This is a genomic window from Streptomyces sp. RKAG293 (genome assembly GCF_023701745.1).
In the GTDB taxonomy this organism is placed as follows: domain Bacteria; phylum Actinomycetota; class Actinomycetes; order Streptomycetales; family Streptomycetaceae; genus Actinacidiphila.
The window spans coordinates 5,901,423-5,923,149 of sequence record NZ_JAJOZB010000001.1 but is presented as its reverse complement, the minus strand read 5'-3'; the positions used below and the strand labels follow the sequence as shown (position 1 = coordinate 5,923,149).

At 70.3% G+C, this 21,727-nt stretch carries 24 protein-coding genes and 1 pseudogene; 16 read left to right on the top strand and 9 right to left on the bottom strand.

Annotation, left to right across the window (positions count from 1 at the left end; translation table 11 throughout):
* Complete coding sequence (locus tag LNW72_RS26610) at positions 1–993, top strand: PadR family transcriptional regulator (protein ID WP_250977660.1); 993 nt, start codon at positions 1–3, stop codon at positions 991–993.
* Positions 994–1,073: 80 nt separating this feature from the next.
* Here LNW72_RS26610 and LNW72_RS26605 read toward each other — a convergent pair whose 3' ends face one another.
* A complete protein-coding gene (locus LNW72_RS26605; protein WP_250977659.1) occupies positions 1,074–2,039 on the bottom strand; it encodes a zinc-binding dehydrogenase in 966 nt (321 codons plus the stop codon).
* A 182-nt stretch (positions 2,040–2,221) separates the two neighbouring features.
* Here LNW72_RS26605 and LNW72_RS26600 point away from each other — a divergent pair, with 182 nt between their 5' ends.
* Positions 2,222–2,728, top strand: a complete 507-nt coding sequence (locus tag LNW72_RS26600; protein WP_250977658.1) for a SigE family RNA polymerase sigma factor — start codon at positions 2,222–2,224, stop codon at positions 2,726–2,728.
* Positions 2,725–3,468: a hypothetical protein gene (locus tag LNW72_RS26595; RefSeq protein WP_250977657.1), complete on the top strand. Its 744-nt coding sequence runs from the start codon at positions 2,725–2,727 to the stop codon at positions 3,466–3,468. The genes LNW72_RS26600 and LNW72_RS26595 overlap by 4 nt, the downstream gene beginning before the upstream one ends.
* Before the next feature lie 81 nt (positions 3,469–3,549).
* On the opposite strand, the gene LNW72_RS26590 is transcribed toward LNW72_RS26595, so the two are convergent.
* Positions 3,550–4,746 carry an NADP-dependent malic enzyme gene (locus LNW72_RS26590; RefSeq protein WP_250977656.1) on the bottom strand — a complete coding sequence of 399 codons (1,197 nt, stop codon included), beginning with the start codon at positions 4,744–4,746 and terminating at the stop codon, positions 3,550–3,552.
* Positions 4,747–5,251: 505 nt separating this feature from the next.
* Here LNW72_RS26590 and LNW72_RS26585 point away from each other — a divergent pair.
* From LNW72_RS26585 to LNW72_RS26575, 3 genes are read left to right on the top strand one after another with little or no spacing between them, the layout of a single operon-like run.
* The gene (locus LNW72_RS26585) at positions 5,252–6,208 is read left to right on the top strand and encodes an ABC transporter substrate-binding protein (RefSeq protein ID WP_250977655.1); all 957 of its coding nucleotides are present in this window, start codon (positions 5,252–5,254) and stop codon (positions 6,206–6,208) included.
* A gap of 30 nt (positions 6,209–6,238) precedes the next feature.
* The gene (locus LNW72_RS26580; RefSeq protein ID WP_250977654.1) at positions 6,239–7,195 is read left to right on the top strand and encodes an amino acid ABC transporter permease; all 957 of its coding nucleotides are present in this window, start codon (positions 6,239–6,241) and stop codon (positions 7,193–7,195) included.
* Positions 7,192–7,959 carry an amino acid ABC transporter ATP-binding protein gene (locus LNW72_RS26575; RefSeq protein WP_285369757.1) on the top strand — a complete coding sequence of 256 codons (768 nt, stop codon included), beginning with the start codon at positions 7,192–7,194 and terminating at the stop codon, positions 7,957–7,959. The genes LNW72_RS26580 and LNW72_RS26575 overlap by 4 nt, the downstream gene beginning before the upstream one ends.
* 194 nt (positions 7,960–8,153) lie before the next feature.
* Here the strand turns inward: LNW72_RS26575 and LNW72_RS26570 are convergent.
* Positions 8,154–8,363, bottom strand: a pseudogene (locus LNW72_RS26570) (SAM-dependent methyltransferase); the annotation flags it as partial.
* A 154-nt stretch (positions 8,364–8,517) separates the two neighbouring features.
* On the opposite strand from LNW72_RS26570, the gene LNW72_RS26565 reads away from it, so the two are divergent.
* Entirely contained in the window at positions 8,518–9,147 is a 630-nt protein-coding gene (locus tag LNW72_RS26565) for a CGNR zinc finger domain-containing protein (protein WP_250977653.1), read from the top strand.
* Here LNW72_RS26565 and sodX read toward each other — a convergent pair.
* The gene (sodX, locus tag LNW72_RS26560) at positions 9,051–9,473 is read right to left on the bottom strand and encodes a nickel-type superoxide dismutase maturation protease (RefSeq protein ID WP_250977652.1); all 423 of its coding nucleotides are present in this window, start codon (positions 9,471–9,473) and stop codon (positions 9,051–9,053) included. The genes LNW72_RS26565 and sodX overlap by 97 nt on opposite strands.
* Positions 9,474–9,613: 140 nt before the next feature.
* On the opposite strand from sodX, the gene sodN reads away from it, so the two are divergent.
* The gene (gene sodN, locus LNW72_RS26555) at positions 9,614–10,009 is read left to right on the top strand and encodes a superoxide dismutase, Ni (RefSeq protein WP_138350904.1); all 396 of its coding nucleotides are present in this window, start codon (positions 9,614–9,616) and stop codon (positions 10,007–10,009) included.
* A gap of 128 nt (positions 10,010–10,137) precedes the next feature.
* Here the strand turns inward: sodN and LNW72_RS26550 are convergent, their stop codons facing one another.
* On the bottom strand, positions 10,138–10,533 hold the full coding sequence (locus LNW72_RS26550; RefSeq protein WP_250977651.1) for a helix-turn-helix domain-containing protein: 396 nt from the start codon (positions 10,531–10,533) through the stop codon (positions 10,138–10,140).
* 93 nt (positions 10,534–10,626) lie between these two features.
* On the opposite strand from LNW72_RS26550, the gene LNW72_RS26545 reads away from it, so the two are divergent.
* Entirely contained in the window at positions 10,627–11,466 is an 840-nt protein-coding gene (locus LNW72_RS26545; protein WP_250977650.1) for an NAD(P)H-binding protein, read from the top strand.
* A 56-nt stretch (positions 11,467–11,522) separates the two neighbouring features.
* Here LNW72_RS26545 and LNW72_RS41745 read toward each other — a convergent pair whose 3' ends face one another.
* Positions 11,523–12,443, bottom strand: coding sequence for a MurR/RpiR family transcriptional regulator (locus LNW72_RS41745; RefSeq protein ID WP_250977649.1), 921 nt, complete (start codon positions 12,441–12,443; stop codon positions 11,523–11,525).
* Positions 12,444–12,572: 129 nt separating this feature from the next.
* Here LNW72_RS41745 and LNW72_RS26535 point away from each other — a divergent pair, with 129 nt between their 5' ends.
* From LNW72_RS26535 to LNW72_RS26515, 5 genes are all read left to right on the top strand, one after another.
* Positions 12,573–13,472, top strand: coding sequence for a 1-aminocyclopropane-1-carboxylate deaminase/D-cysteine desulfhydrase (locus tag LNW72_RS26535; protein ID WP_374117331.1), 900 nt, complete (start codon positions 12,573–12,575; stop codon positions 13,470–13,472).
* 28 nt (positions 13,473–13,500) lie between these two features.
* On the top strand, positions 13,501–14,223 hold the full coding sequence (locus LNW72_RS26530; protein WP_250977648.1) for an AAA family ATPase: 723 nt from the start codon (positions 13,501–13,503) through the stop codon (positions 14,221–14,223).
* Positions 14,224–14,232: 9 nt separating this feature from the next.
* Positions 14,233–14,802, top strand: coding sequence for a GNAT family N-acetyltransferase (locus LNW72_RS26525; protein ID WP_250977647.1), 570 nt, complete (start codon positions 14,233–14,235; stop codon positions 14,800–14,802).
* 182 nt (positions 14,803–14,984) lie between these two features.
* The gene (locus LNW72_RS26520) at positions 14,985–15,398 is read left to right on the top strand and encodes an anti-sigma regulatory factor (protein WP_138350908.1); all 414 of its coding nucleotides are present in this window, start codon (positions 14,985–14,987) and stop codon (positions 15,396–15,398) included.
* A gap of 109 nt (positions 15,399–15,507) precedes the next feature.
* Positions 15,508–16,473 carry an RNA polymerase sigma factor SigF gene (locus tag LNW72_RS26515; RefSeq protein WP_250977646.1) on the top strand — a complete coding sequence of 322 codons (966 nt, stop codon included), beginning with the start codon at positions 15,508–15,510 and terminating at the stop codon, positions 16,471–16,473.
* A 134-nt stretch (positions 16,474–16,607) separates the two neighbouring features.
* Here the strand turns inward: LNW72_RS26515 and LNW72_RS26510 are convergent, their stop codons facing one another.
* Positions 16,608–17,027, bottom strand: coding sequence for a hypothetical protein (locus LNW72_RS26510; RefSeq protein ID WP_250977645.1), 420 nt, complete (start codon positions 17,025–17,027; stop codon positions 16,608–16,610).
* A gap of 48 nt (positions 17,028–17,075) precedes the next feature.
* Between LNW72_RS26510 and LNW72_RS26505 the strand changes: the two genes are divergently transcribed.
* Positions 17,076–18,044 (top strand): diacylglycerol kinase family protein, encoded by a 969-nt coding sequence (locus LNW72_RS26505; RefSeq protein WP_138350911.1) that lies wholly within the window; start codon positions 17,076–17,078, stop codon positions 18,042–18,044.
* Positions 18,045–18,361: 317 nt separating this feature from the next.
* Positions 18,362–18,619 carry a WhiB family transcriptional regulator gene (locus tag LNW72_RS26500; RefSeq protein ID WP_138350912.1) on the top strand — a complete coding sequence of 86 codons (258 nt, stop codon included), beginning with the start codon at positions 18,362–18,364 and terminating at the stop codon, positions 18,617–18,619.
* Positions 18,620–18,768: 149 nt separating this feature from the next.
* Here the strand turns inward: LNW72_RS26500 and LNW72_RS26495 are convergent, their stop codons facing one another.
* Both LNW72_RS26495 and LNW72_RS26490 read right to left on the bottom strand, forming a co-directional pair.
* A complete protein-coding gene (locus tag LNW72_RS26495) occupies positions 18,769–20,217 on the bottom strand; it encodes a PAS domain-containing sensor histidine kinase (RefSeq protein ID WP_250980322.1) in 1,449 nt (482 codons plus the stop codon).
* 427 nt (positions 20,218–20,644) lie between these two features.
* Positions 20,645–21,715 carry an SIS domain-containing protein gene (locus tag LNW72_RS26490; RefSeq protein ID WP_250977644.1) on the bottom strand — a complete coding sequence of 357 codons (1,071 nt, stop codon included), beginning with the start codon at positions 21,713–21,715 and terminating at the stop codon, positions 20,645–20,647.
* Positions 21,716–21,727: the final 12 nt, after the last annotated feature.

The window sequence follows — 21,727 nt, the reverse complement described above, 5'->3', positions numbered from 1 at the left end:
ATGGCTCCCGTCTTCGCCCACGGCCGCCTGCGGCTGTACCTCCTCAAGCTCCTGGACGAGGCCCCGCGCCACGGCTACGAGGTCATCCGGCTGCTGGAGGAGCGTTTCCACGGCCTCTACGCGCCCTCCGCCGGCACCGTCTACCCGCGGCTGGCCAAGCTGGAGAAGGAGGGCCTGGTCACCCACAGCACCGAGGGCGGCCGCAAGGTGTACTCCATCTCCGACGCCGGCCGCGCCGAACTGGCCGCCAGGGCCGACGAGATCGCCGACCTGGAGAACGAGATCCGCGAATCGGTCTCGACGCTGGCCGCCGAGATCCGCGAGGACGTCCGCGGCGCCGCCGGTGATCTGCGCCGGGAGATCCGGGCCGCGGCGCAGGAGGCCCGCAACTCCCCCGCGGGCAACGGTGTCGGCACCGACTTCCGCGCCATGAAGCAGGAGTGGAAGGACCAGGCCCGCCGCGCCAAGGAGGAGAGCCGCCGGGCCAAGGAGGACGCGCGCAACGCCCGCCTCCAGGCCAAGGAGGCGCAGGACTTCGCCCGGGTCGAGGTGCAGCGGATCGCCAAGCAGGTCCAGGAGCAGGTGCAGTCCCACGTCCGCGAGGGCGACTGGCAGGGCGGCCTCAAGGAGGGTCTCGCCGAGCTCAACCGCGAACTGGGCGCGCTGGGCCGGGCCACCGGCCACATCTCCACCGCCTGGCCCGGCTACCTCAAGGCCGATCCGGACGCCACGGCGGGCAGCACCGCTGACGCGGGCGCCGCCTCGGCCGAGGTCCCGGCGGACGCGCCCGACTGGGCCAGGGAGAACGACTCCGAGGACGCCGTCGCCGACCCGGGCCGCGAGCTGGAACGCCTCCTGGACCGTTTTCGCGACGACATCCGTGACGCGGCCCGCGACCGGGGCGTGGACGCCGGTCAGCTGCGCGAGACCCGCCGCCATCTGTCGACGGCGGCGGCTCAGATCGGCGCCGTGCTGCGCGGCCGCAAGGACTGACGCGGGGACGACGAGGGGACACGGACGGCGGGCTCCCACCGGTGGGAGCCCGCCGTCCGTCGGCCCGTCGTCAGCCGTCGTCAGCCCGTTGTCAGCACGATCTTTCCGAACAGCTCGCCGCCCGCCATCTTCTCGAAGCCCTCGCGGGCCCGTTCGAGCGGCAGTACCGAGTCGATCACCGGCCGGACGCCGGTGGCCGCGCAGAAGCTGAGCAGATCCTCCAGCTCGTCCTTGGTGCCCATCGTCGAGCCGACGACCTTCAGCTCCAGGAAGAAGATCCGGGTGAGTTCGGCGGCCGGCGGGTTCGAGCCGCTCGTGGCGCCCGAGATCACCAGCGTGCCGCCGGGCCTGAGCGACTTCACCGAATGCGACCAGGTGGCGGCGCCCACCGTCTCGATCACCGCGTCGACCCGCCGCGGCAGCCGCGCGCCCGGCTCGAAGGCCGCCTCCGCGCCCAGCTCCACCGCGCGCTCGCGCTTGGCCTTGTCCCGGCTCGTCGCGAACACCCGCAGCCCGGCCGCCTTCGCCAGCACGATCGCGGCCGTCGCCACCCCGCCGCCCGCGCCCTGCACCAGGACCGAGTCGCCCGGCCGCACGCCCGCGTTGGTGAAGAGCATCCGGTACGCGGTCAGCCACGCGGTCGGCAGACAGGCCGCCTCCTCGAAGGAGAGCTCGGCGGGCTTGGGCAGCACGTTCCAGGCCGGCACCGACACCCGCTCGGCGAACGTCCCCTGGTACCGCTCGGTGAGGATCGAGCGCGGCTCGTCCGGTCCGACGCCGTGCCCTGACTGGCCGATGACGGAGTGCAGGACGACCTCGTTGCCGTTCTCGTCGACACCCGCCGCGTCACAGCCGAGGATCATCGGCAGCCGCTCCTGCCCGAGCCCCACCCCGCGCAGCGACCACAGGTCATGGTGGTTGAGCGACGCGGCCCGCACCGTGACCGTCGTCCACCCCTCCCGGCGTTCCGGCTCGGGGCGTTCCCCCAGCTCCAGGCCGTTCAGCGGCTGGTCACGGTCGATACGTGCGGCATAGGCAGCGAACATGCCCAGAAACTATCGGCGCGATCGACATCCGGTGAAGACCCCGCCGCACGAAGCGACATACGTCACCCTGGTCCCGTCACCCCGGACCCCTCGCCCCCTGCCCTCGGTGCAACCTCCAGGGCCTCCCAGCGCACTGACACAGTGACGGGCGATCCGCCCACGCGGCACGGGGAGGGGACGACATGCGGCAGGACGGCAGCGCCGGCGGAGGCGACGACGACGCGTTGCACGCGTTCGTCGCCGGCAGACGGTTCGCGCTCTTCCGGAGCGCGTTCCTGCTGTGCGGCGACAACGACGAGGCCGACGACCTCGTCCAGACCACCCTGGTGAAGGTCATCCTCGGCTGGCGCCGGCTGGAGCGCCTGGACAACGTCGAGGCGTACGCCCGCAAGACCCTCGTCAACACCTTCATCGCCTCCCGCCGCCGCTTCTGGCACCGCGAGCAGCCCTACGGCGAACTCCCCGAGCGGACGGGCCCGGAGACCGATACCGACACCGGAGTGGCCGTCCGCGTCGCCCTCGCCCGGCTCACGCCGCGGCAGCGCGCCGTGCTCGTCCTGCGGTACTGGGAGGACCTGAGCGTCGAGGCCACCGCCGAGGCGCTCGGCATGCGCGAGAACACCGTCAAGAGCCATACGGCGCGCGGGATGGCGGCGCTGCGCGCCGAGATGCGGGAGGAGCGGGTATGAACCAGGAGCAAGCGGTCAGGGAGCTGTTGCGGCGGGCCGTCGACGGTGTCGTCCCCGTGCCGGACGGTACGAACGAGCGGATCTTCGCCCGGGCCCGGAGCATACGGCGGCAGCGCCGGCGGGCCCGGATCGCCCTTTCCGCACTGGCCCTCGCCGGCGCGGTGACCGCCGGCCTGCTGCTGATGCCGGGCACGGGGGACGCCCGGCGGGTGCAGAACGCCGCCGGGTACAGCGGGCCGGCGCAGACCGCGCTGCTCAGAGAGCTGCTCCCGCCGGAGGTCGGCCGGATCGAACTGAACAGCAAACCCGGCGGCGGCAAGGACGTCGCGATCGGCGACGGGATGTATCTGGTGGCCAAGGACGGGAAGTACGGCGAGATCTCGATCCAAAATTTCGCTCCGGACGGGTCCGGGGCGCACGACGTCTGTGCCGAATTCGACACGAAGCCCTGGACGGCGGACTGCGGGAAGGTGGCGCTGAGCGGCGGGCGCACGTTGTGGACCTGGCGCATCGTGGCCGGCATCCAGATGTACGACGACGGCACGAAGAGCGTCGCGGGATACCGCGCCGGACTGATGCTTCCCGACGGCCGGTCGATGTTCATCCAGGTCAACGCCGGAGACTCGCTGTCCGGCCGTCGCTCCGATCCCACCTGGATGGCCGCGCCGCCGCTGACCATGGCGCAGCTCCGCGATCTCACGCTGCGCCCGGAGCTGCTCGTACCGCTGTCCGGGTCCTGACGCCGGCGACGGCGGGCCGGCACCCATGGGTACCGGCCCGCCGTCATGCCCTTGTCCTGCGACAACCCGCCCGGAGGGCGGTCAGCGGCGGGCGACGCCCTCCGCGCGGGCGGCGGCGGCGACCGCGGCGGTGACGGCCGGGGCGACCCGCTCGTCGAAGGGCGACGGGATGACGCAGTCGGCGCTGAGCTCGTCGGCGACGACGGCGGCCAGCGCCTCGGCGGCGGCGATCTTCATGCCCTCGGTGATGCGCGAGGCGCGCACCTGGAGGGCGCCGGCGAAGATGCCGGGGAACGCCAGGACGTTGTTGATCTGGTTCGGGAAGTCGCTGCGCCCGGTGGCGACGACGGCCGCGTACTTGTGCGCGACGTCCGGGTGGATCTCCGGCGTCGGGTTGGCCATGGCGAAGATGAAGGCGCCCTCGGCCATGGTGGCCACCGCCTCCTCGCGCACGGTTCCGCCGGACACGCCGATGAAGACGTCGGCCCCGTCCAGGGCGGTCTCCAGCGAACCGGAGAGACCAGCCTTATTGGTGTACGAGGCCAGCTCGCGCTTGACGGAGTTCAGGTCGTCACGGCCGCCGTGCACGATCCCCTTGCGGTCGGTGACGGCGACGTCGCCGATTCCCGCCTCGACGAGGATCTTGGCGATCGCGACCCCGGCCGCTCCCGCGCCCGAGATCACCGCGCGCAGCTGGCCCAGCGACCGGTTGGTGAGCTTGGCGGCGTTGCGCAGCGCGGCGAGCGTCACGACGGCGGTGCCGTGCTGGTCGTCGTGGAAGACCGGGATGTCGAGGCGCTCCTGCAGCTTCCGCTCGATCTCGAAGCAGCGGGGGGCGGAGATGTCCTCCAGGTTGACGCCGCCGAAGGACGGCGCCATCCGCACCACGGTTTCGACGATCTCGTCCACGTCCGTGCAGGCCAGCGCGATGGGGACCGCGTTGACCCCGCCGAACTGCTTGAAGAGGATGGCCTTGCCCTCCATCACCGGCAGGGAGGCTTCCGGGCCGATGTCACCGAGTCCGAGCACCGCGGTGCCGTCCGTGACCACGGCCACGACGTTGGACTTCCAGGTGTAGTCGTTCACCAGATCGGGCTGCTCGGCAATGGCCGTGCACACCTTCGCGACACCCGGCGTGTAGGCGAGGGACAGATCGTCCGCATCGCGCACCGGCACGGTCGCGGCCACCTCCATCTTTCCGCCACGGTGCAGGGCGAAGACCGGATCGATGGGAAACGTGTCCGTATCGGTCCGAGGATTGACGATCTCCGCTGCCACAATTGACCCCTTTGTCTGATTTGGTTTCGAGGGTACTACCTCCAGAAATGGAGATAGGCGGGCTCGGCATCGGTACACCCAGGCACTTGAGTGGTCCTGAAGGCACCGGCGCCAGGCATGCCGCACGCATGCCATGGGCCCCGGGATGAGGGGTAAGGATCCGTTCTACCGGAAGACCGATTCCGCTGACGAGTCCATTCGGCTCCGCCAGCAGGGAGCGAATCGGAAATAACGGCATACAGCGCGGCAAAAAGCCCGAATAGGGGAGAAACCGCGGATACTGTGTGCGACTGGTCGGCGTGGCCCCACCGTGGTCCGGCCTTGGTGTGCCGGCCCGGTGAGAGCCCGGGGATCGCCCGTTATCCGATTTTGACACAACTGGACCACTGACTGGGTCTGTCCGGATGGCAAGATGCGCACATCACACCGGGTGGCGACACTCGAATAAGGGTTCCCCACCCACCGTCTTCCCCACTCCGCCCACATTCCGCAGGAGGAACCAGCAATGACCGCACGCACCACCCGTCGCTCGGCCGCCACATCTCGGATCACAGCGGTCGGCGCGATCGCGGTCGCGGGCACCCTGCTGCTCAGCGGCTGTGGCGACCAGACCAAGAAGGACAGCGGCACCGACACCTCGACGAAGTCGAACAGTGCTCCGCTCTTCAACAAGCTCCCCAAGAAGTTCCAGGACGCCGGCGTCATCGAGGTCGGCACGGACGCCACGTACGCCCCGATGGAGCTGAAGCAGAGCGGCACCATCGTCGGTGTCGACCCCGACATCGCCGCCGCGCTCGGCAAGCAGCTCGGCGTGACGTTCAAGTTCACCAGCGGCACCTTCGACGGTCTCCTCGCCGCGATGCAGACCGGCCGCTACGGCGTCGTCATGTCCTCCGTCAGCGACACCAAGGCCCGCCAGGAGGGCCTCGACGACAAGGGGCAGAAGACCGGTAAGGGCGTCGACTTCGTCGACTACTTCACCGCGAGCACCGGCATCCTGGTCAAGAAGGGCAACCCGGAGCACATCACCTCCGTCGACGACCTGTGCGGCAAGAAGCTCGCCGTCCAGCGCGGTACGACCTTCGAGGCGGCCGCCAAGGACCTCTCGAAGAAGTGCACGACGGGCGGCAAGGCCGCGCTGTCCATCGAGTCCTTCCCGACCGACGCCGAGGCCCAGACCCGCGTCAAGGCCGGCGGAGCGGTCGCCGACCTGAACGACTCCCCGGTCGCGGCGTACATCGCCAAGACCGCGGGCGGCGGCAACGACTTCGAGTCCGTGGCCAACAAGTCCGACGCCGGGCCGTTCGGCATCGCCGTGGACAAGAGCAACACGCAGCTGCGCGACGCGATCAAGCTGGCGATGGACGCGATCATCGCCGACGGCAGCTACAAGGCAGCCCTCGACAAGTGGGGCGCCGGCGACGGCGCGATCACCAAGGCCGCGATCAACGGCGGCTCCTGACCCCACGCGCTCCACTGAAGGGCAGTCGCAGTGACTGACAAATTCGAGAAGGAACCCGCCGACGCTCCGGCGAGCGGGACCGCCGGGACCGCCACCGCGATCCCGGCGGAGGCTATCCGGGCGATCCCCGTACGCCATTACGGGCGCTGGATCAGCGCGGTCGTCGTCGTGGCCGTGCTGGCCGCACTCGTGTTCTCGTTCTCCCAGGGCGATGTGCGCTGGGCGACCGTGCCGGAAAAGCTGTTCGACCACTCCATCCTGACCGGTATGTGGCACACCATCCTCATCAGCGTCCTGTCGATGCTGATGGGCCTGCTGCTCGGTGTGCTCTTCGCCGTCATGCGGCTCTCCAAGAACCCGGTGACAGGCGGCGTCGCCTGGCTCTACATCTGGTTCTTCCGCGGCACCCCGGTCTATGTGCAGCTGCTCATCTGGTTCAACCTGGCGCTGATCTTCCCGGTCCTGAACCTCGGCCCGATCTACAAGAACAACATGGTCGACGTCATGACCCCGTTCGTGGCCGCCCTGCTGGGGCTCGGTCTGAACGAGGGCGCCTACATGGCCGAGATCGTGCGGGCCGGCATCCAGTCGGTCGACGAGGGCCAGACCGAGGCGTCGCACGCCCTGGGCATGAAGCAGGGCCAGACCATGCGCCGCGTGGTGCTGCCGCAGGCCATGCGGGTGATCATCCCGCCGAGCGGCAACGAGTTCATCAACATGCTCAAGACGTCCTCGCTGGTCGTCGCCGTCCAGTACCAGGACCTGCTGCGCAGCGCGCAGGACATCGCCGCGAGCTCCTTCGCGACCATGGAGATGTTCTTCGTCGCGTCCATCTGGTACCTCGCCCTGACCAGCGTGTTCAGCGTCGGCCAGTACTACCTGGAACGCCGCTTCGCCCGGGGCTCGCTGCGCAGTCTGCCGCTCACCCCGTGGCAGAAGATCAAGGCGAATCTCAGCACGTTGCGCCGTCCGGAGGTGGCCCGATGACCGTTCAGCCCATGGTCAAGGCCGAGGCCGTCCACAAGTCGTTCGGCCTGGCGCACATCCTCAAGGGGATCGAGCTGGAGGTCGCGCCGCGCGAGGTGTTCTGCCTCGTCGGCCCGTCCGGCTCGGGCAAGTCCACCTTCCTGCGGTGCATCAACCACCTGGAGCAGATCAACGCCGGCCGCCTGTGGGTGGACGGCGAGCTGGTCGGCTACCGGCAGAAGGGCGACAAGCTCTACGAGCTGAAGGACAGCGAGGTCGCGGCGAAGCGGCGGGACATCGGCATGGTGTTCCAGCGCTTCAACCTCTTCCCGCACATGACGGCGATCGAGAACGTCATGGAAGCCCCGATGCAGGTCAAGGGCGAGTCGAAGGCGACCGCCCGGGCCCGTGCCGAACGGCTGCTCGACCGGGTCGGCCTGGCCGACAAGGCGGCCAACTACCCCGCGCAGCTGTCCGGCGGACAGCAGCAGCGGGTGGCCATCGCCCGCGCGCTGGCGATGGAGCCGAAGCTGATGCTCTTCGACGAGCCGACCTCCGCCCTCGACCCGGAGCTCGTCGGTGACGTCCTCGACGTCATGCGCGGGCTCGCCGAGGACGGCATGACGATGATCGTCGTCACCCATGAGATGGGCTTCGCCCGCGAGGTGGGCGACGCGCTGGTCTTCATGGACGACGGCATCGTCGTCGAGGCGGGGAACCCCCGCGACGTCCTGAGCAACCCGCAGCACGAGCGCACCAAGGCGTTCCTGTCCAAGGTGCTGTGACCCGAACGGACGAGGCCGGACGGCCGGGCCGCGAGCCCGGCCGTCCGGCCTTCTTCATGTCCGGGGCGGCGCGCGTCGTTCCGCGCGTTACTTCAGGCCGAGCACGAGTGCGTCCAGGACCGAGCGCCAGACGCCGTCCGCCCTCTCCCGCGCCATGCGCGCGTGCCGCAGCGCCCGCTCCGCCTCCTTGATCACCCCCGGGCGATGGCCGGCAGGGCCGGATCGAGGTCGATGTTGGTGGATCGCGCCTCGGGGAAGCGCCGCAGCACGCGGTCCGAGATACTGCCGGTGCCGCACGCGAGGTCCAGCACCTTGGGCGCGGGCCCGACCAGTGCCTCGACCATGTCCAGCATCACCCGGAACCGCTCCTCGCGGTCCGGCAGGTACCACTCCTTCTGACGGTCTCAGCTCTTCTGCCGGCTCTGCCGGTCCGCGGTGCGCACCGCGGGTGCCGGCGGCGCCTCCGGTGTACCCGTCATCGCCGTCTCCCCAGTTCGTAATACCCTGATAGCTACCTCGACCATTACTGAGCCTAGAACGCACGCGTAAGGATCACAAGTGGAACTGGCCTATTACTCGGATTACGCCGTGCGCCTGGTGAACAGCGAGGAGCCGGAACGCGGAACGGACGACCTCACCGGCGTCGACGCCGTCCGCGCGCTCTTCGGCGCCAGCACCCAGGCCGCCGCGCGCAGCACCGACGCCGACGTGCCCCGGCTGCGCGCCGTACGCACCCGGCTGCGCGGGGTCTTCGAGGCAGCCGACGAGGGCGACGAGGTACGCGCCGTGGACCTGCTCAACGCGCTGCTGCTGGAGTTCCCGGTCAGCCCGCAGATCTCCGGGCACGAACACCTGGACGAAACCGGCCGGCCCGACTGGCACATGCACCTCGCCGACCACGCCGCGACCGCCACCGCGGGATACGCCGCCACCGCCTGCATGGGGCTGGCCTTCCAGCTGACCGAACTCGGCGTGGACCGGCTGGGCATCTGCGAGGCGAGCCCCTGCCGCAACGCCTATGTCGACACATCGACCAACAGGTCCCGCCGCTACTGCTCCGACCGCTGCGCGACCCGCGCGAACGTGGCGGCCTACCGTGCCCGCAAGCGCCTGGAGAACGAACGGTCCGCGCTCAGCGGCCGTACACAGGACGCCGCCCACGACAGCACCCCGGCCACCGACCTCTGAAGCTCCCGGGGCGGCCGGAACCGCACCAGGGCCCGGGCGAGCATCAACTCGTCCGGCACCGTGCCGAACACGCTGCTGTCCGCGATCGGCCCGAAGGGATTGTCGGCGAGCACCCACCAGCCGCCCTCACGGCGCTCGACCGCCCGCTTCACGATGAGCAGGTCCTGTTGCAGCGGGTGCCGCAGGACCACGACGTCACCCTCCCGGACGTCCGCCGGGCCGTTGACGTTTCGCACGAACAGCCGATCGCCCTCGTAGAGCGTCGGGACCATCGAAGGACCGGTCACCTCGACCGCGTAGACCGGTCGGACTCGCCGTTCCCGCATGCTGCGCCTCCTCGTCCCTTCCTCCACCAGTCCCAGGGTGACACCAGACTTTTGTCCTAAGCCACATGGGGCACCCGAGAAAACGACTCTCCCAGGGAGTAATCTCCCACCTGGAAAGACGATCACAAGGAAGGACAGCCATGTTCTCTCGCCTGTTCGCGCCCAAGGTTAAGGTCAGCGCCCACTGCGACCTGCCCTGCGGCGTATACGACCCGGCCCAGGCCCGCATCGAGGCCGAGTCGGTCAAGGCCGTCCAGGAGAAGTACCAGGCCAACGAGGACCCGGACTTCCGGACCCGCGCCATCATCATCAAGGAGCAGCGCGCGGAGCTCGCCAAGCACCACATCTCGGTGCTGTGGAGCGACTACTTCAAGCCGCCGCACTTCGAGAAGTACCCCGAGCTGCACCAGCTCATCAACGACGCCCTCAAGGCAGGCAGTGCTGCCAAGGCGTCGAACGACCCGAAGACCGGCGAGAAGCTCCTCGAGCTGATCGCCCAGATCGACACCATCTTCTGGGAGACCAAGAAGGCCTGATCTTCTTTCAGGTCTTTCGACCAGACATTTTTTCGACCTGCGACGACACCACCGACACAGGTCGATGATCCGCACCCGGTCCGTCGGGGATTCCAGCTCGGAGTCCCCGATGGACCGGGTGCGGTCGTTCAGCCACCGCCCGCGCTATCCGCGCTATCCGCGCTGTTCGGCGGCAGCCGCCGGGTGATCCGGTCGAACAGCTCGGTCAGCGGCTCGCCGACCTCCCGGCCGAACTCGGTCAGCCCGTAGGTGACCTGGGGCGGCGACGTCGGCTCGACCTCCCGCCAGACCAGGCCGTCCGCGACCAGCGCGCGCAGCGTCTGGGCGAGCATCTTCTCGCTGATGCCCTGGATGCTCTCGCGCAGCTCGTAGAACCGGAGGCTGTTGCTCCGCAAGGAGATCAGCACCCAGACGCCCCACCTGCTGGTCACATGGTCGACCACATCGCGCGCGGGGCAGTCGGTGTGAAACACGTCATACCGCTGTGCCGCCTCGCCCTGTCTGTCCTGCACGCTTCCCGCCATGTCATGAGCTTACCTCGGGGTATGTCCTTACCAAAAGTAAGCCCGTGCTCCTAGCGTGCGGGCCACAGAGGAACACCTGACAAGGAGCTGACCATGATCGTGGTGACCGGGGCCACCGGAAACATCGGCCGACCGTTGACGCAGGCGCTGGCCGAGGCGGGCGGGCAGGTGACGGCCGTTTCACGGCACACGGCGACGGTGCCGGACGGCGTCCGCCACGTGGTGGCCGACCTGGCCGAGCCGGCCGGCCTCAAGCCCGCGCTGGCCGGGGCGAAGGCGCTGTTCCTGCTGCTCTCCGGCGACCTGCACGCCGCCGGAGCCAACCCTGCCGACATCATCGGCGAAGCCGCCGCCGCCGGGGTCCGCCGAGTCGTACTGCTCTCCACGCAGGGCGTGGTGACCAGGCCCGCCGGCCGGACGCGGATCGCCATGCGCGCGCTGGAGGACACGCTGCGGGAGTCCGGCCTGGAGTGGGCCGTCCTGCGGCCGGGCGGCTTCGCCTCCAACGCCCTGTGGTGGGCCGAGTCCGTCCGCACGCGACAGGTCGTCGCCGCGCCCTTCGGCGACGTCGGGTTGCCGGTCATCGACCCGGCGGACATCGCCGAGGTCGCGGCGGCCTGCCTGCTGGACGACCTGCACACCGGCGGGGTGTACGAGCTGACCGGCCCGGAGGTGATCTCTCCGCGCCGGCAGGCGGCGGCCCTCGCCGCCGCGCTGGACTCGCCGGTGAGGTTCCACGAGCTCACCCGCGACGAAGCCAGGGCCGGCATGTCCCGGAGCATGCCGGTGGAGCTCGCCGACGACACTCTGGACATCCTCGGTTCCCCGAACCCGGCCGAGCTGCGCGTCAGCCCGGACGTCCAGCGGGTCCTCGGCCGCGCCCCGCGCCCCTTCGCCGACTGGGCCGCCCGCAACATCGCCGCATTCCGCTGAGACCCGTCAGCTGAGACCGGTCAGCGCCGCTGACCTGTCGCCCGGGCCCGGGGAGTTCAGGCGCGGTCGCTCTCCAGGGCCTGGTGCGTGACCCGCAGGGCGTGGTCGGACTTCTCGTAGGTGCGCTGCGCGACGCAGACGAAGAGGCAGTCGACGACGACCAGTTGGCTGATCCGGCTGGCCATCGCGCCGGGCCGGAAGGTCGTCTCGCGGCCCGCCGACGCCAGCACGAAGTCGGCGAGCCGGGCGGCCGACGACTGCGGGTGGTTGGTGATGACGACGGTCGTCGCGCCCTCGGCGGCGGCCCGGCGCAGCGGCTCCAGGACGTCGCGGCTCTCGCCGGAGTGCGACACGGCGAGGAAGACGTCGCCGGAGCCGAGCAGCACCGCGCTGGTCAGCGCGGACTGCGAGTCGCCGTGCGCGTGGCAGGGCCGTCCTATGCGCTGCAGCTTCTGGTGCAGGTCCTGCGCGACCAGCCCGGACGCGCCGACGCCGGCGATGTGCAGCTGGCCGTCGCCGCACACCGCGAGCACGGCGCCCAGCAACTGCCCCGGATCGAGCTGCGTCTCGGTCTCCAGGACGGCCTGGGACTCGGTGTGCACCAGCTTGGCCATCACCTCCGCGGGTGAGTCCTGCCGGGTGATCCCCGAGGTCAGGGTCGAGCGCGGGGGCTGCCGCGCCGCCGAGGCGGCCAGCGCCAGCCGGAGCTCGGGGTAGCCGGAGAAACCCAGCGCCCTGGCGGTCCTGACGATCGAGGAGTCGCTGGTGCCCGCCAGCGCGCTCAGTTCGGAGATCGTGCTGCGGGCGACCTGGGCCGGGTCCTCGACGATCAGCCGGGCGATGCGCGCGGAGGCGGGCGTCAGCGAGGGCAGCAGCCCGCGTATCGTCGCGGCGAGCCCGTCACCGGGCCCGGCCGGGGATTCCCGCTCCCGCCCCGGGTCCGGGCCGCCGGAGAGGTCTATGCCGTTCGTCTTCACGTGAGAAGAATGCACCGGGGGCGGCCCTTTTCGGGAGCTTCTTCCGCGGCCAGGGGGACCGATGAGGCCATTGCGGCGGTTTGCGACCCGCGGGCTGCCGACCTCACCCGTGCGGGTGACAATGACGAGGTGACCGCCACCGGCCTGCCGCTCGACGCGCTGCGACCCCGGCTGCCCTCACCGCTGGTCGCGATCGAGGACGCCCGGCTCGCACGGCACGGCGTCCGGTTGCTGCTGAAGCGGGACGACCTGATCCACCCGGACCTGCCGGGCAACAAATGGCGCAAGCTGCGGCTCAACCTCCAGGCCGCCGCCGACGCCGGCCACGACACCCTGCTGACGTTCGGCGGCGCCTACTCCAACCATCTGCGCGCGACCGCCGCCGCCGGACGGCTGCTGGGCTTCACGACCATCGGCGTCGTCCGCGGCGACGAGCTGGCCCGGCGCCCGCTGAACCCCTCGCTGACCCGCGCCGCGGCCGACGGCATGCGGCTGGCCTTCGTCGACCGGACCACGTACCGCCGCAAGGCGGAGCCGGACGTCGTCGAAGAGCTGCGGGAGCGCTTCGGCCGCTGCTACGTGGTGCCCGAGGGCGGCAGCAACGCGCTGGCGGCCCGCGGCTGCGCCGAGCTGGGCAGGGAGCTGCGCGGCGCGGCGGACGTCGTCGCGGTGGCCTGCGGCACCGGCGGCACGCTGGCCGGGCTGGCCGCGGGGCTGGCGCCCGGCAACCAGCGCGCGATCGGCTTCCCGGTCCTCAAGGGCGGCTTCCTCGGCGGCGCCGTCCAGCGGCTGCAGGAGGACGCGTTCGGCGGGCGGACCGGCGACTGGACGCTCGACGAGCGCTTCCACCACGGCGGCTACGCCCGCACCACCCCCGGCCTCGACGCCTTCGCGGAGGACTTCGCCGACCGGCACGGACTGGTCCCGGACCGCGTCTACGTGGCGAAGATGCTGCACGGCCTGTTCACCCTGGCGGACGAGGGCGCCTTCTCCCCCGGCACCCGCCTCGCGGCCGTCGTGACCGGATGAGGACGGGCCGGATGAGGACGGGTCGCGCATGCTGATCGAACGCGCCTACGCGCATGTTCCCGCCACCGACGAGTTCCCGCCGGGCGCCTGGCCCTGGCGGGTCCCCGCCGTCGCCCAGCTGCTCGACGGCGGGCTGCGCTTCACCTCGCCGATCACGTTCCTCGTCGGCGAGAACGGCTCCGGCAAGTCCACCCTCGTCGAGGCGCTCGCGGAGGGCTTCGGCCTGGACCCGTACGGCGGCCGGGCCGGGTACAAGTACGCGAGCAACCGCGAGAAGTCCGATCTGGGCCAGCGGATCCGCTTCGACGCCACCCGGGCCGGCCGCCGCATGCTCGACGGCCCCCGCACCCGCCGCAAGGGCTTCTTCCTGCGCGCCGAGACCGCCCTGGACGCCCTGGAACGCGAGGACGTCGCCGTGCACACCATGAGCCACGGAGAGGGCTTCCTGACGGCCTTCCGCGAGATGTTCCGGCAGCCCGGCCTGTACGTGATGGACGAGCCGGAGGCGGCGCTCTCCTTCACGTCCTGTCTGCACCTGGTGGGCCTGATGCACGAGCTCGCCGGCACCGGCGCCCAGGTGATCTGCGCCACTCACTCCCCGCTGCTGACCGCGACCCCGGGCGCCACGATCCTCGAGATCGGCGAGGACGGAGCGCGTTCCGCGCGCTGGGAGGACCTGGCGATCGTCGACCACTGGCGCCGGTATCTGACCGATCCCCAGGCTTACCTGCGCCACATCATCGGGACGTAGCCTGGGCTCATGATCCGAGCCGCCACCCCCGCCGACGTCCCGGCGATCCACGCCATGATCCGCGAACTCGCGGAGTACGAAAAGGCGCTGGAGGAAGCCCGCGCGACGCCGGAGCAACTGCACGACGCCCTTTTCTGCGAGCACCCGGCGATCTTCGCCCTGATCGCGGAGGACGAATCCGCGGACGCGCCCGCAGCCGGCTCCGGGGGCGTATCCGGTGATTCGTCCGGGGACCGCACGGTGGGATTCGCCCTGTGGTTCCGGAATTTCTCCACCTGGACGGGCACACACGGGGTGTACCTGGAGGATCTGTACGTAAAGCCCGAAGCGCGCGGCGGCGGCCACGGCAAGGCGCTCCTGGCGGAACTGGCCTCGATCTGCGTCACGCGCGGCTACGAGCGCTTCGAATGGGCAGTACTGGACTGGAACGATCCCGCGATCGGCTTCTACCGCTCCATCGGCGCCTTCGGACAGGACGGCTGGACCGTGCAACGACTGACCGGCGAACCGCTGCGCACCCTCGCCGACCTGGCAGTCCACCCGCGTGTCGGCAACGATGCGACATCTCTTTCGAATTGAGACCGCACACCCCTAGCCACGTTGCGTACTCATACGCTTACCATGGGTGACAGTCGTGGGGTGTCGGGCCAGGGCTCACTCATGGCGGCGGCAGTGCTCCGTCCGGGCGACATCAGGGCACAGATCGCGATAGCGTCGCTGGCGAACCAGAGCAATCACTGTGTGCCACCTTGGAGGTGAGGGTGTCCCAGATCGCAGGCGAGCCCGGGACGAAGGACTTCGTTGAGGTCCGGCTGCCCGCGGCGGGGGCCTATCTGTCGGTGCTGCGTACGGCTACGGCCGGACTCGCGGCACGGCTGGACTTCACCCTCGACGAGATCGAAGACCTGCGCATCGCCGTGGATGAGGCGTGCGCGATCCTGCTGCAGCAGGCCGTTCCCGGCAGCGTATTGAGTTGCGTCTTCCGACTCGTCGGAGACGCTCTGTGGGTGAGAGTTTCGGCGCCCACGACCGATGGTCGCGCTCCGGAGCGGGACACCTTCGCCTGGACAGTGCTCTCCGCACTGGCGGGCGAGGTGGATGCCACGGTCGCGGAGGACAAGACCGTCAGCATCAGCCTGCACAAGAAGCGCGGTGCCGGCCCCGGACAGTCGTGAGGTCCCCAGATGCAGGCAGCCCGCAGGCGCGGACCCGAAGCAGGTCAGCGTGTCCCGGTCCCCCGAAGGGCCGGTAACGGTACAACCGTGCACGGAACGGGGAAACGCCATGAGTGCTGATCTTTCCCGGGAGGCAGCTCCCGGACCCCCGGCGGACAGCGGCACGCCCGCGGTGCGGGGCCGTGCCGCCGTACCCGCCCAGGCGTCGCCCGCCGGGGCGGTCGGGCGGTATTCGGCGCGGCAGCACCCCGGGTCCCGTACGGATGGAATGGACGCGGCGGAGCAGGCGGATCCCATGGACCAGCAAGAGCAGCACGACCCGCATGACCGGGCCGGCGCCCGAGCGCTCTTCGTGGAGCTGAGCAAGCTCCCGGACGGCTCACCGGAACGCGCCGAGCTGCGCAACCGGCTGGTGCGTATGCACCTGCCCTTGGTGGAGCACCTGGCGCGGCGCTTCCGCAACCGCGGGGAGCCGCTGGACGACCTCACCCAGGTCGCCACCATCGGTCTGATCAAGTCCGTCGACCGCTTCGACGTGGACCGCGGCGTGGAGTTCTCCACGTACGCGACTCCCACGGTCGTCGGCGAGATCAAACGTCACTTCAGGGACAAGGGCTGGGCCGTCCGCGTCCCCCGCAGGCTCCAGGAGCTGCGGCTGGCCCTCACCACCGCCACCGGAGAGCTCTCCCAGCGCTTCGGCCGGGCGCCGACCGTGCACGAGCTGGCGGTCCAGCTCAAGATCACGGAGGAGGAGGTGCTGGAGGGACTCGAATCCGCGAACGCCTACAGCACCCTGTCCCTCGACGTTCCGGACACCGACGACGACTCCCCGGCCGTCGCGGACACCCTCGGTGCCATGGACGAGGCCCTTGAGGGCGTCGAGTACCGGGAATCGCTCAAACCGCTCCTGGAGTCACTGCCGCCCCGGGAGAAGAAGATCCTCATGCTGCGGTTCTTCGGCAACATGACCCAGTCGCAGATCGCCATCGAGGTCGGCATCTCCCAGATGCACGTCTCCCGGCTGCTGGCCCGCACTCTCATGCAGCTCCGCGAGAAGCTCCTCGTCGAGGAGTAGCCCATGACGCCTGCCGGACAGCTCCCTGAGGCGTCCGGCAGGCCCAGGGCGCAGAAAACCCCTCACGGGGCAGGAAACCGGGCCGCAGTAGCCCGGCCCGCGGAACCCAGGCCGCGGAACCCAGCCCGCAGAACCTAGACCTGGCCGCGGTCGCCGATACCGAGGGCGGCTGTGGTGGCGGGGTGGATCAGAAGGACCAGCCCGGCCAGTGCCATCAGGGCCAGGGCGACGCCGGCCGCGACGAGCGCCGCCGAGCCGTGCACGAGCGTCCAGGCCACCGGCAGCGCCAGTAGCTGGATGATCAGCGCGGGGCCGCGGCTCCAGCGCCGGGCGTGCAGCAGCCCGTACGCCGCCGCCAGCGGGATCGCGCCGAGGGCGAGGACGGTGAGCGCACCCACCACGGCGTTGCGGACGTTGTCGGAATGACCGGTCAGCGCCAGCACCAGCAGCACGAGCCCGCAGGCCGCGAGGGCGAGCCCTTCGAGGGCCGCGAGGCCCGCGGCGGCGGTCAGCCGGCGCGGTTTGGATGACGGGGTCGGGGGGATCTGGCTCACACCGGCCAGCGTAGCCCGGTGTACTTATGGGTAGGTACGCTTCCCCTCATGCGCGCACTTCTCGTGGTCAACCCTGCTGCCACCACCACCAGTGCGCGGGTCCGTGACGTTCTGGCCCACGCACTCGCCAGCGATCTGAAGCTGGAAGTGGCTGCCACCGAGTACCGCGGCCACGCCCGGGATCTCGCCCGGCAGGCGGCCGAGGGCGGCGAGATCGAACTGGTCGTCGCACTCGGCGGCGACGGCACCGTCAACGAAGTGGTCAACGGACTGCTGCACAACGGCCCCGATCCCGACCGGCTGCCGCAGCTGGCCGTGGTCCCCGGCGGATCGACCAATGTCTTCGCGCGCGCCCTGGGACTCCCCAATGACGCCGTCGAGGCGACCGGCGCGCTGCTGGACGCCCTCCACGACCAGTCGTCGCGCACGGTCGGCCTGGGCCTGGTGAGCGGCACGCCCGGTACGGAGGACGAGGGAGTGCCGTCGCGCTGGTTCACCTTCTGCGCCGGGCTGGGTTTCGACGCCGGCGTAGTGGGCCGGGTCGAACAGCAGCGGGATCAGGGGAAGCGCTCGACGCACGCCCTCTACATGCGCCAGGTGATGCGCCAGTTCCTGGCGGAGACGCACCGGCGGGGCGGTTCGATCACGCTGGAGCGCCCGGACGAGGACCCGGTCACCGGGCTGGTGCTGGCCATAGTCTGCAACACCGCCCCCTGGACCTACCTGGGCAATCGTCCGGTGTACGCGTCCCCCGAGGCCTCCTTCGACACCGGCCTCGACCTGCTCGGAGTCTCGAAGATGTCGACGACGTCAGCGATGCGTTACGCCACGCAACTGCTGCGTTCGACCCCCGATCGAGGCCCGCACGGTAAGCATGTGGCGTCCGTCCACGACCTGACGGACTTCACCTTGCATTCGCAGGCTCCACTCCCGTTCCAGGTGGACGGCGACCACCTGGGGCTGCGTACCAGCGCAACCTTCACAGGCGTACGCCGTGCACTGCGTGTGATTGTGTAAGCGGAAGAGCCCAAAGTCCTTTTACTCGAACGTTTAGGCTGCCCTGCACCCCATGGAAGTACGGCTGTGATGCAGGCGACACCGAGGAATCAAAAAAAACTTTCCTGAAGGGGTTGTATCCGCAGCCCAGGTTTGCGAGTCTCTACATGGCGATCGGGACGGCCAACAACCGGAGTCCCTTGAGAGCCCGAATCCACCACCTCACACCAGCGGAACTGCACCAGGTAACTGGGCGTAGTGCCGTGCCCTGTGAGGGGATTCGTGAAAGCGTTCACATTCACAAGCAACGTGCTTGTCACAAAGGAGTTGGAGCAGCCATGGACTGGCGTCATCGCGCCGTTTGCCGCGAGGAAGACCCGGAACTCTTCTTCCCCATCGGCAACACCGGTCCTGCGCTGCTGCAGATCGAGGAAGCCAAGGCCGTCTGCCGCCGCTGCCCCGTCATGGAGCAGTGCCTGCAGTGGGCGCTGGAGAGCGGCCAGGACGCAGGCGTCTGGGGTGGCCTCAGCGAGGACGAGCGTCGCGCAATGAAGCGCCGCGCCGCCCGCAACAGGGCCCGCAACGCCAGCGTCTGACGCCCCCGCTTTACCCCCGAGCCGCAGCGCGCAGCACCCGAATTCGTACGCGCAGCACACAGCATCCAGTAAGCCCCGACCGCCTTGGCGGTCGGGGCTTACTGCTGTTCGCCCTCACCGCCGGCCCCGGAGGACCGGGCCCCGGATCACTAGGCCTCGGCGGGGAGTTCCAGCACGACCTTGGTGCCGCCCTCCGGCGCCGGGACCATGTCGAACGTGCCGGACAGTTCGCCGACCACCAGGGTGCGGACGATCTGCAGGCCCAGATTTCCGGCCCGCTGCGGGTTGAAGCCCTCCGGCAGCCCGCGGCCGTTGTCCTGGACGGTGATGATCAGCTTGTCGCGGCCGGCCGTCGCCCCCACCTCGACCGTGCCGCTCTCCCCCGGGCCGAAGCCGTGCTCCAGCGCGTTCTGCAGCAGTTCGGTGAGAACCATCGCCAGCGGGGTGGCGACCTCGGCGGTCAGGATGCCGAAGCGCCCGGTACGGCGGGCGGTGACGCGGCCGGGTGAGATCTCGGCGACCATCGAGAGCACCCGGTCGGCGATGTCGTCGAACTCGACGCGCTCGTCCAGGTTCTGGGAGAGCGTCTCGTGCACGATGGCGATCGAGCCGACCCGGCGGACCGCTTCCTCCAGCGCCTCGCGCGCCTTGTCGGAATCCATCCGGCGGGCCTGCAGCCGCAGCAGCGCGGCGACGGTCTGCAGATTGTTCTTCACCCGGTGGTGGATCTCCCGGATGGTGGCGTCCTTGGTCATCAACTCGCGCTCACGGCGCCGCAGCTCGGTGACGTCGCGCAGCAGTACGAGCGAGCCGATGTGGGTGCCCTTGGGCCGCAGCGGGATGGTGCGCAGCTGGATGACGCCGTCGCCGCCCTCGACCTCGGCCTCGCGGGGCGCCCAGCCGCTGGCGAGTTTGACCATCGCCTCGTCCACCGGGCCGCGGGCGGGGGCGAGTTCGGCGGTGGTCGCGCCGAGGTGCAGTCCGACGATGTCGGCGGCGAGGCCCAGCCGGTGGTACGCGGAGAGCGCGTTGGGGCTGGCGTACTGCACGATGCCGTCCGCGTCGAGCCGGATCAGACCGTCGCCGGCGCGCGGCGCCGCGTCCATGTCGACCTGCTCGGCGGGGAACGGGAAGGAGCCGGCGGCGATCATCTGCGCCAGGTCGGAGGCACTCTGCAGATAGGTGAGCTCGAGCCGGCTGGGGGTGCGGACGGTCAGCAGGTTGGTGTTGCGGGCGATCACGCCCAGCACCCGGCCCTCGCGGCGGACCGGGATCGACTCGACCCGGACCGGGACCTCGTCCCGCCATTCGGGGTCGCCCTCACGGACGATCCGGCCCTCGTCCAGGGCCGCGTCCAGCATGGGGCGGCGGCCGCGCGGCACCAGATGGCCGACCATGTCGTCCTGGTACGAGGTCGGCCCGGTGTTCGGCCGCATCTGGGCGACCGAGACATAGCGCGTGCCGTCCAGGGTGGGCACCCACAGGACGAGGTCGGCGAAGGACAGGTCGGAGAGCAGCTGCCACTCGGAGACCAGCAGGTGAAGCCATTCGAGATCGGAGTCGTCGAGGCCGGTGTGCTGGCGTACGAGGTCGTTCATGGAGGGCACGTCTGCGAGCGTACAGGCCAATTCGGGCCATCCGTGCCGGGCCTTTTTCCACCGATGGCCGCGATTCCATGGACAAGGACGAATGGTCTAGTCCACAATGGACCGAACAGACCTCCATCCTCCCCGCACAGGAGGGTGGATCGAGGCCAGGCGTTCTCTGCCCTGACTACGCCGTGGCCTCACCGGTCGGCCCTAACGGGCCACGGGGAACCGCACACCCCGTCGGCCACGGCGTCGACAGCAGCTCCGGGCTGCGGTGCTGGAAGGGCTGAGGGTCCCTTCCCGGCGCCGCGGCCCGTGGCGTTTTCCGGCACCGGCACCGGCACCGTTCACGCCGCCCGCACCTCCCCGCACGCACGCGGAAGGCCCCGTCGCAGCACGCGACGGGGCCTTTCACGTGCGACACGGCGGGACCGCGTCAGTGCGTCTCCGTCACCTTGGCGAGGGCGCGGGGGGCGTCCGGGTCCTGGCCACGGGCGATGGTGACCTCGTAGGCCAGCATCTGCAGCGGCAGGATCTCCAGGATCGGCTGGACCTCCTCGGCGACGCCCTTCGTCGGCAGGGCGAAGCCCGCGGAGGCGGCGTCCACCTGGGCCTGCGGGCCGATGACCACCAGGTCCGCGCCCCGGCCGCGCAGCCGGTCCAGGACCGGCTGGAGGGCCTCTCCGCCCCTGCCCTCGGTGACGATGGCGATCACCGGCGAGATGTTGTCGACCATGGCCAGCGGGCCGTGCAGCAGATCCGCGCCCGAGTACGCCAGGGCCGGGATGTAGCTGGTCTCCATCAGCTTCAGCGCGGCTTCCCTCGCGGTCGGGTAGCCGTAACCGCGGGAGGTGATGACCATGCGCTCCGCGAAGCGGTAGCGGCCGGCCAGCGCCTTGACCTCGGCGCCGCGCGCCAGGATCCCCTCGGCCAGTTCCGGCAGCACCTCGGCGGCGGAGCCGTCACCACCGCGCAGACCTTCGACGAACAGGTACAGGGCCAGCAGCTCGGCGGTGTACGTCTTGGTCGCCGGAAGCGCCTTCTCCGGTCCCGCCAGCACGTCGATGTGGAACTCGGAGACCTCGGCGAGCGGGGACTCCGGGTTGTTCGTCACCGCGACGGTGATCGCGCCGGCCTCGCGGGCCGCCCGGGTGGAGGCCACCAGGTCGGGCGAGCCACCGGACTGGCTGACGGTGATGACCAGGCAGTCCGTGAGGTCCGGCGTCGCGCCGTACGCGGTGGTGGTCGACATCGAGGTGAGACCCGCGGGCTTGCCGAGCAGCACCTCGATCAGGTACTTCGCGTACAGCGCCGCGTTGTCGGACGTACCGCGGGCGGTGAGCAGCACGAAGCGCGGGTTGCGGGCCGCGACCTTCGCGGCGACCGCGCGGATCCGCGGCGCACCCCGGTCCAGGATGCGCCGCAGTACAGCGGGCTGCTCGGCCATCTCACCGGACATGATCCGGCCCGGTATCAGAATCTTCCGGTCCGGCGTCGGGACGGACATGCGGTGGGCCTC

Coding starts and splice junctions, on each gene's coding strand:
- LNW72_RS26575 (WP_285369757.1), top strand. CDS start 7,192: ATGACCGTTCAGCCCATGGTCAAGGCCGAGGCCGTCCACAAGTCGTTC.
- sodX (WP_250977652.1), bottom strand. CDS start 9,473: ATGCGGGAACGGCGAGTCCGACCGGTCTACGCGGTCGAGGTGACCGGT.
- LNW72_RS26585 (WP_250977655.1), top strand. CDS start 5,252: ATGACCGCACGCACCACCCGTCGCTCGGCCGCCACATCTCGGATCACA.
- LNW72_RS26500 (WP_138350912.1), top strand. CDS start 18,362: ATGGACTGGCGTCATCGCGCCGTTTGCCGCGAGGAAGACCCGGAACTC.
- LNW72_RS26495 (WP_250980322.1), bottom strand. CDS start 20,217: ATGAACGACCTCGTACGCCAGCACACCGGCCTCGACGACTCCGATCTC.
- LNW72_RS26490 (WP_250977644.1), bottom strand. CDS start 21,715: ATGTCCGTCCCGACGCCGGACCGGAAGATTCTGATACCGGGCCGGATC.
- LNW72_RS26600 (WP_250977658.1), top strand. CDS start 2,222: ATGCGGCAGGACGGCAGCGCCGGCGGAGGCGACGACGACGCGTTGCAC.
- LNW72_RS26595 (WP_250977657.1), top strand. CDS start 2,725: ATGAACCAGGAGCAAGCGGTCAGGGAGCTGTTGCGGCGGGCCGTCGAC.
- LNW72_RS26550 (WP_250977651.1), bottom strand. CDS start 10,533: ATGGCGGGAAGCGTGCAGGACAGACAGGGCGAGGCGGCACAGCGGTAT.
- LNW72_RS26505 (WP_138350911.1), top strand. CDS start 17,076: ATGCGCGCACTTCTCGTGGTCAACCCTGCTGCCACCACCACCAGTGCG.
- sodN (WP_138350904.1), top strand. CDS start 9,614: ATGTTCTCTCGCCTGTTCGCGCCCAAGGTTAAGGTCAGCGCCCACTGC.
- LNW72_RS26515 (WP_250977646.1), top strand. CDS start 15,508: ATGAGTGCTGATCTTTCCCGGGAGGCAGCTCCCGGACCCCCGGCGGAC.
- LNW72_RS26525 (WP_250977647.1), top strand. CDS start 14,233: ATGATCCGAGCCGCCACCCCCGCCGACGTCCCGGCGATCCACGCCATG.
- LNW72_RS26545 (WP_250977650.1), top strand. CDS start 10,627: ATGATCGTGGTGACCGGGGCCACCGGAAACATCGGCCGACCGTTGACG.
- LNW72_RS26610 (WP_250977660.1), top strand. CDS start 1: ATGGCTCCCGTCTTCGCCCACGGCCGCCTGCGGCTGTACCTCCTCAAG.
- LNW72_RS26530 (WP_250977648.1), top strand. CDS start 13,501: ATGCTGATCGAACGCGCCTACGCGCATGTTCCCGCCACCGACGAGTTC.
- LNW72_RS26605 (WP_250977659.1), bottom strand. CDS start 2,039: ATGTTCGCTGCCTATGCCGCACGTATCGACCGTGACCAGCCGCTGAAC.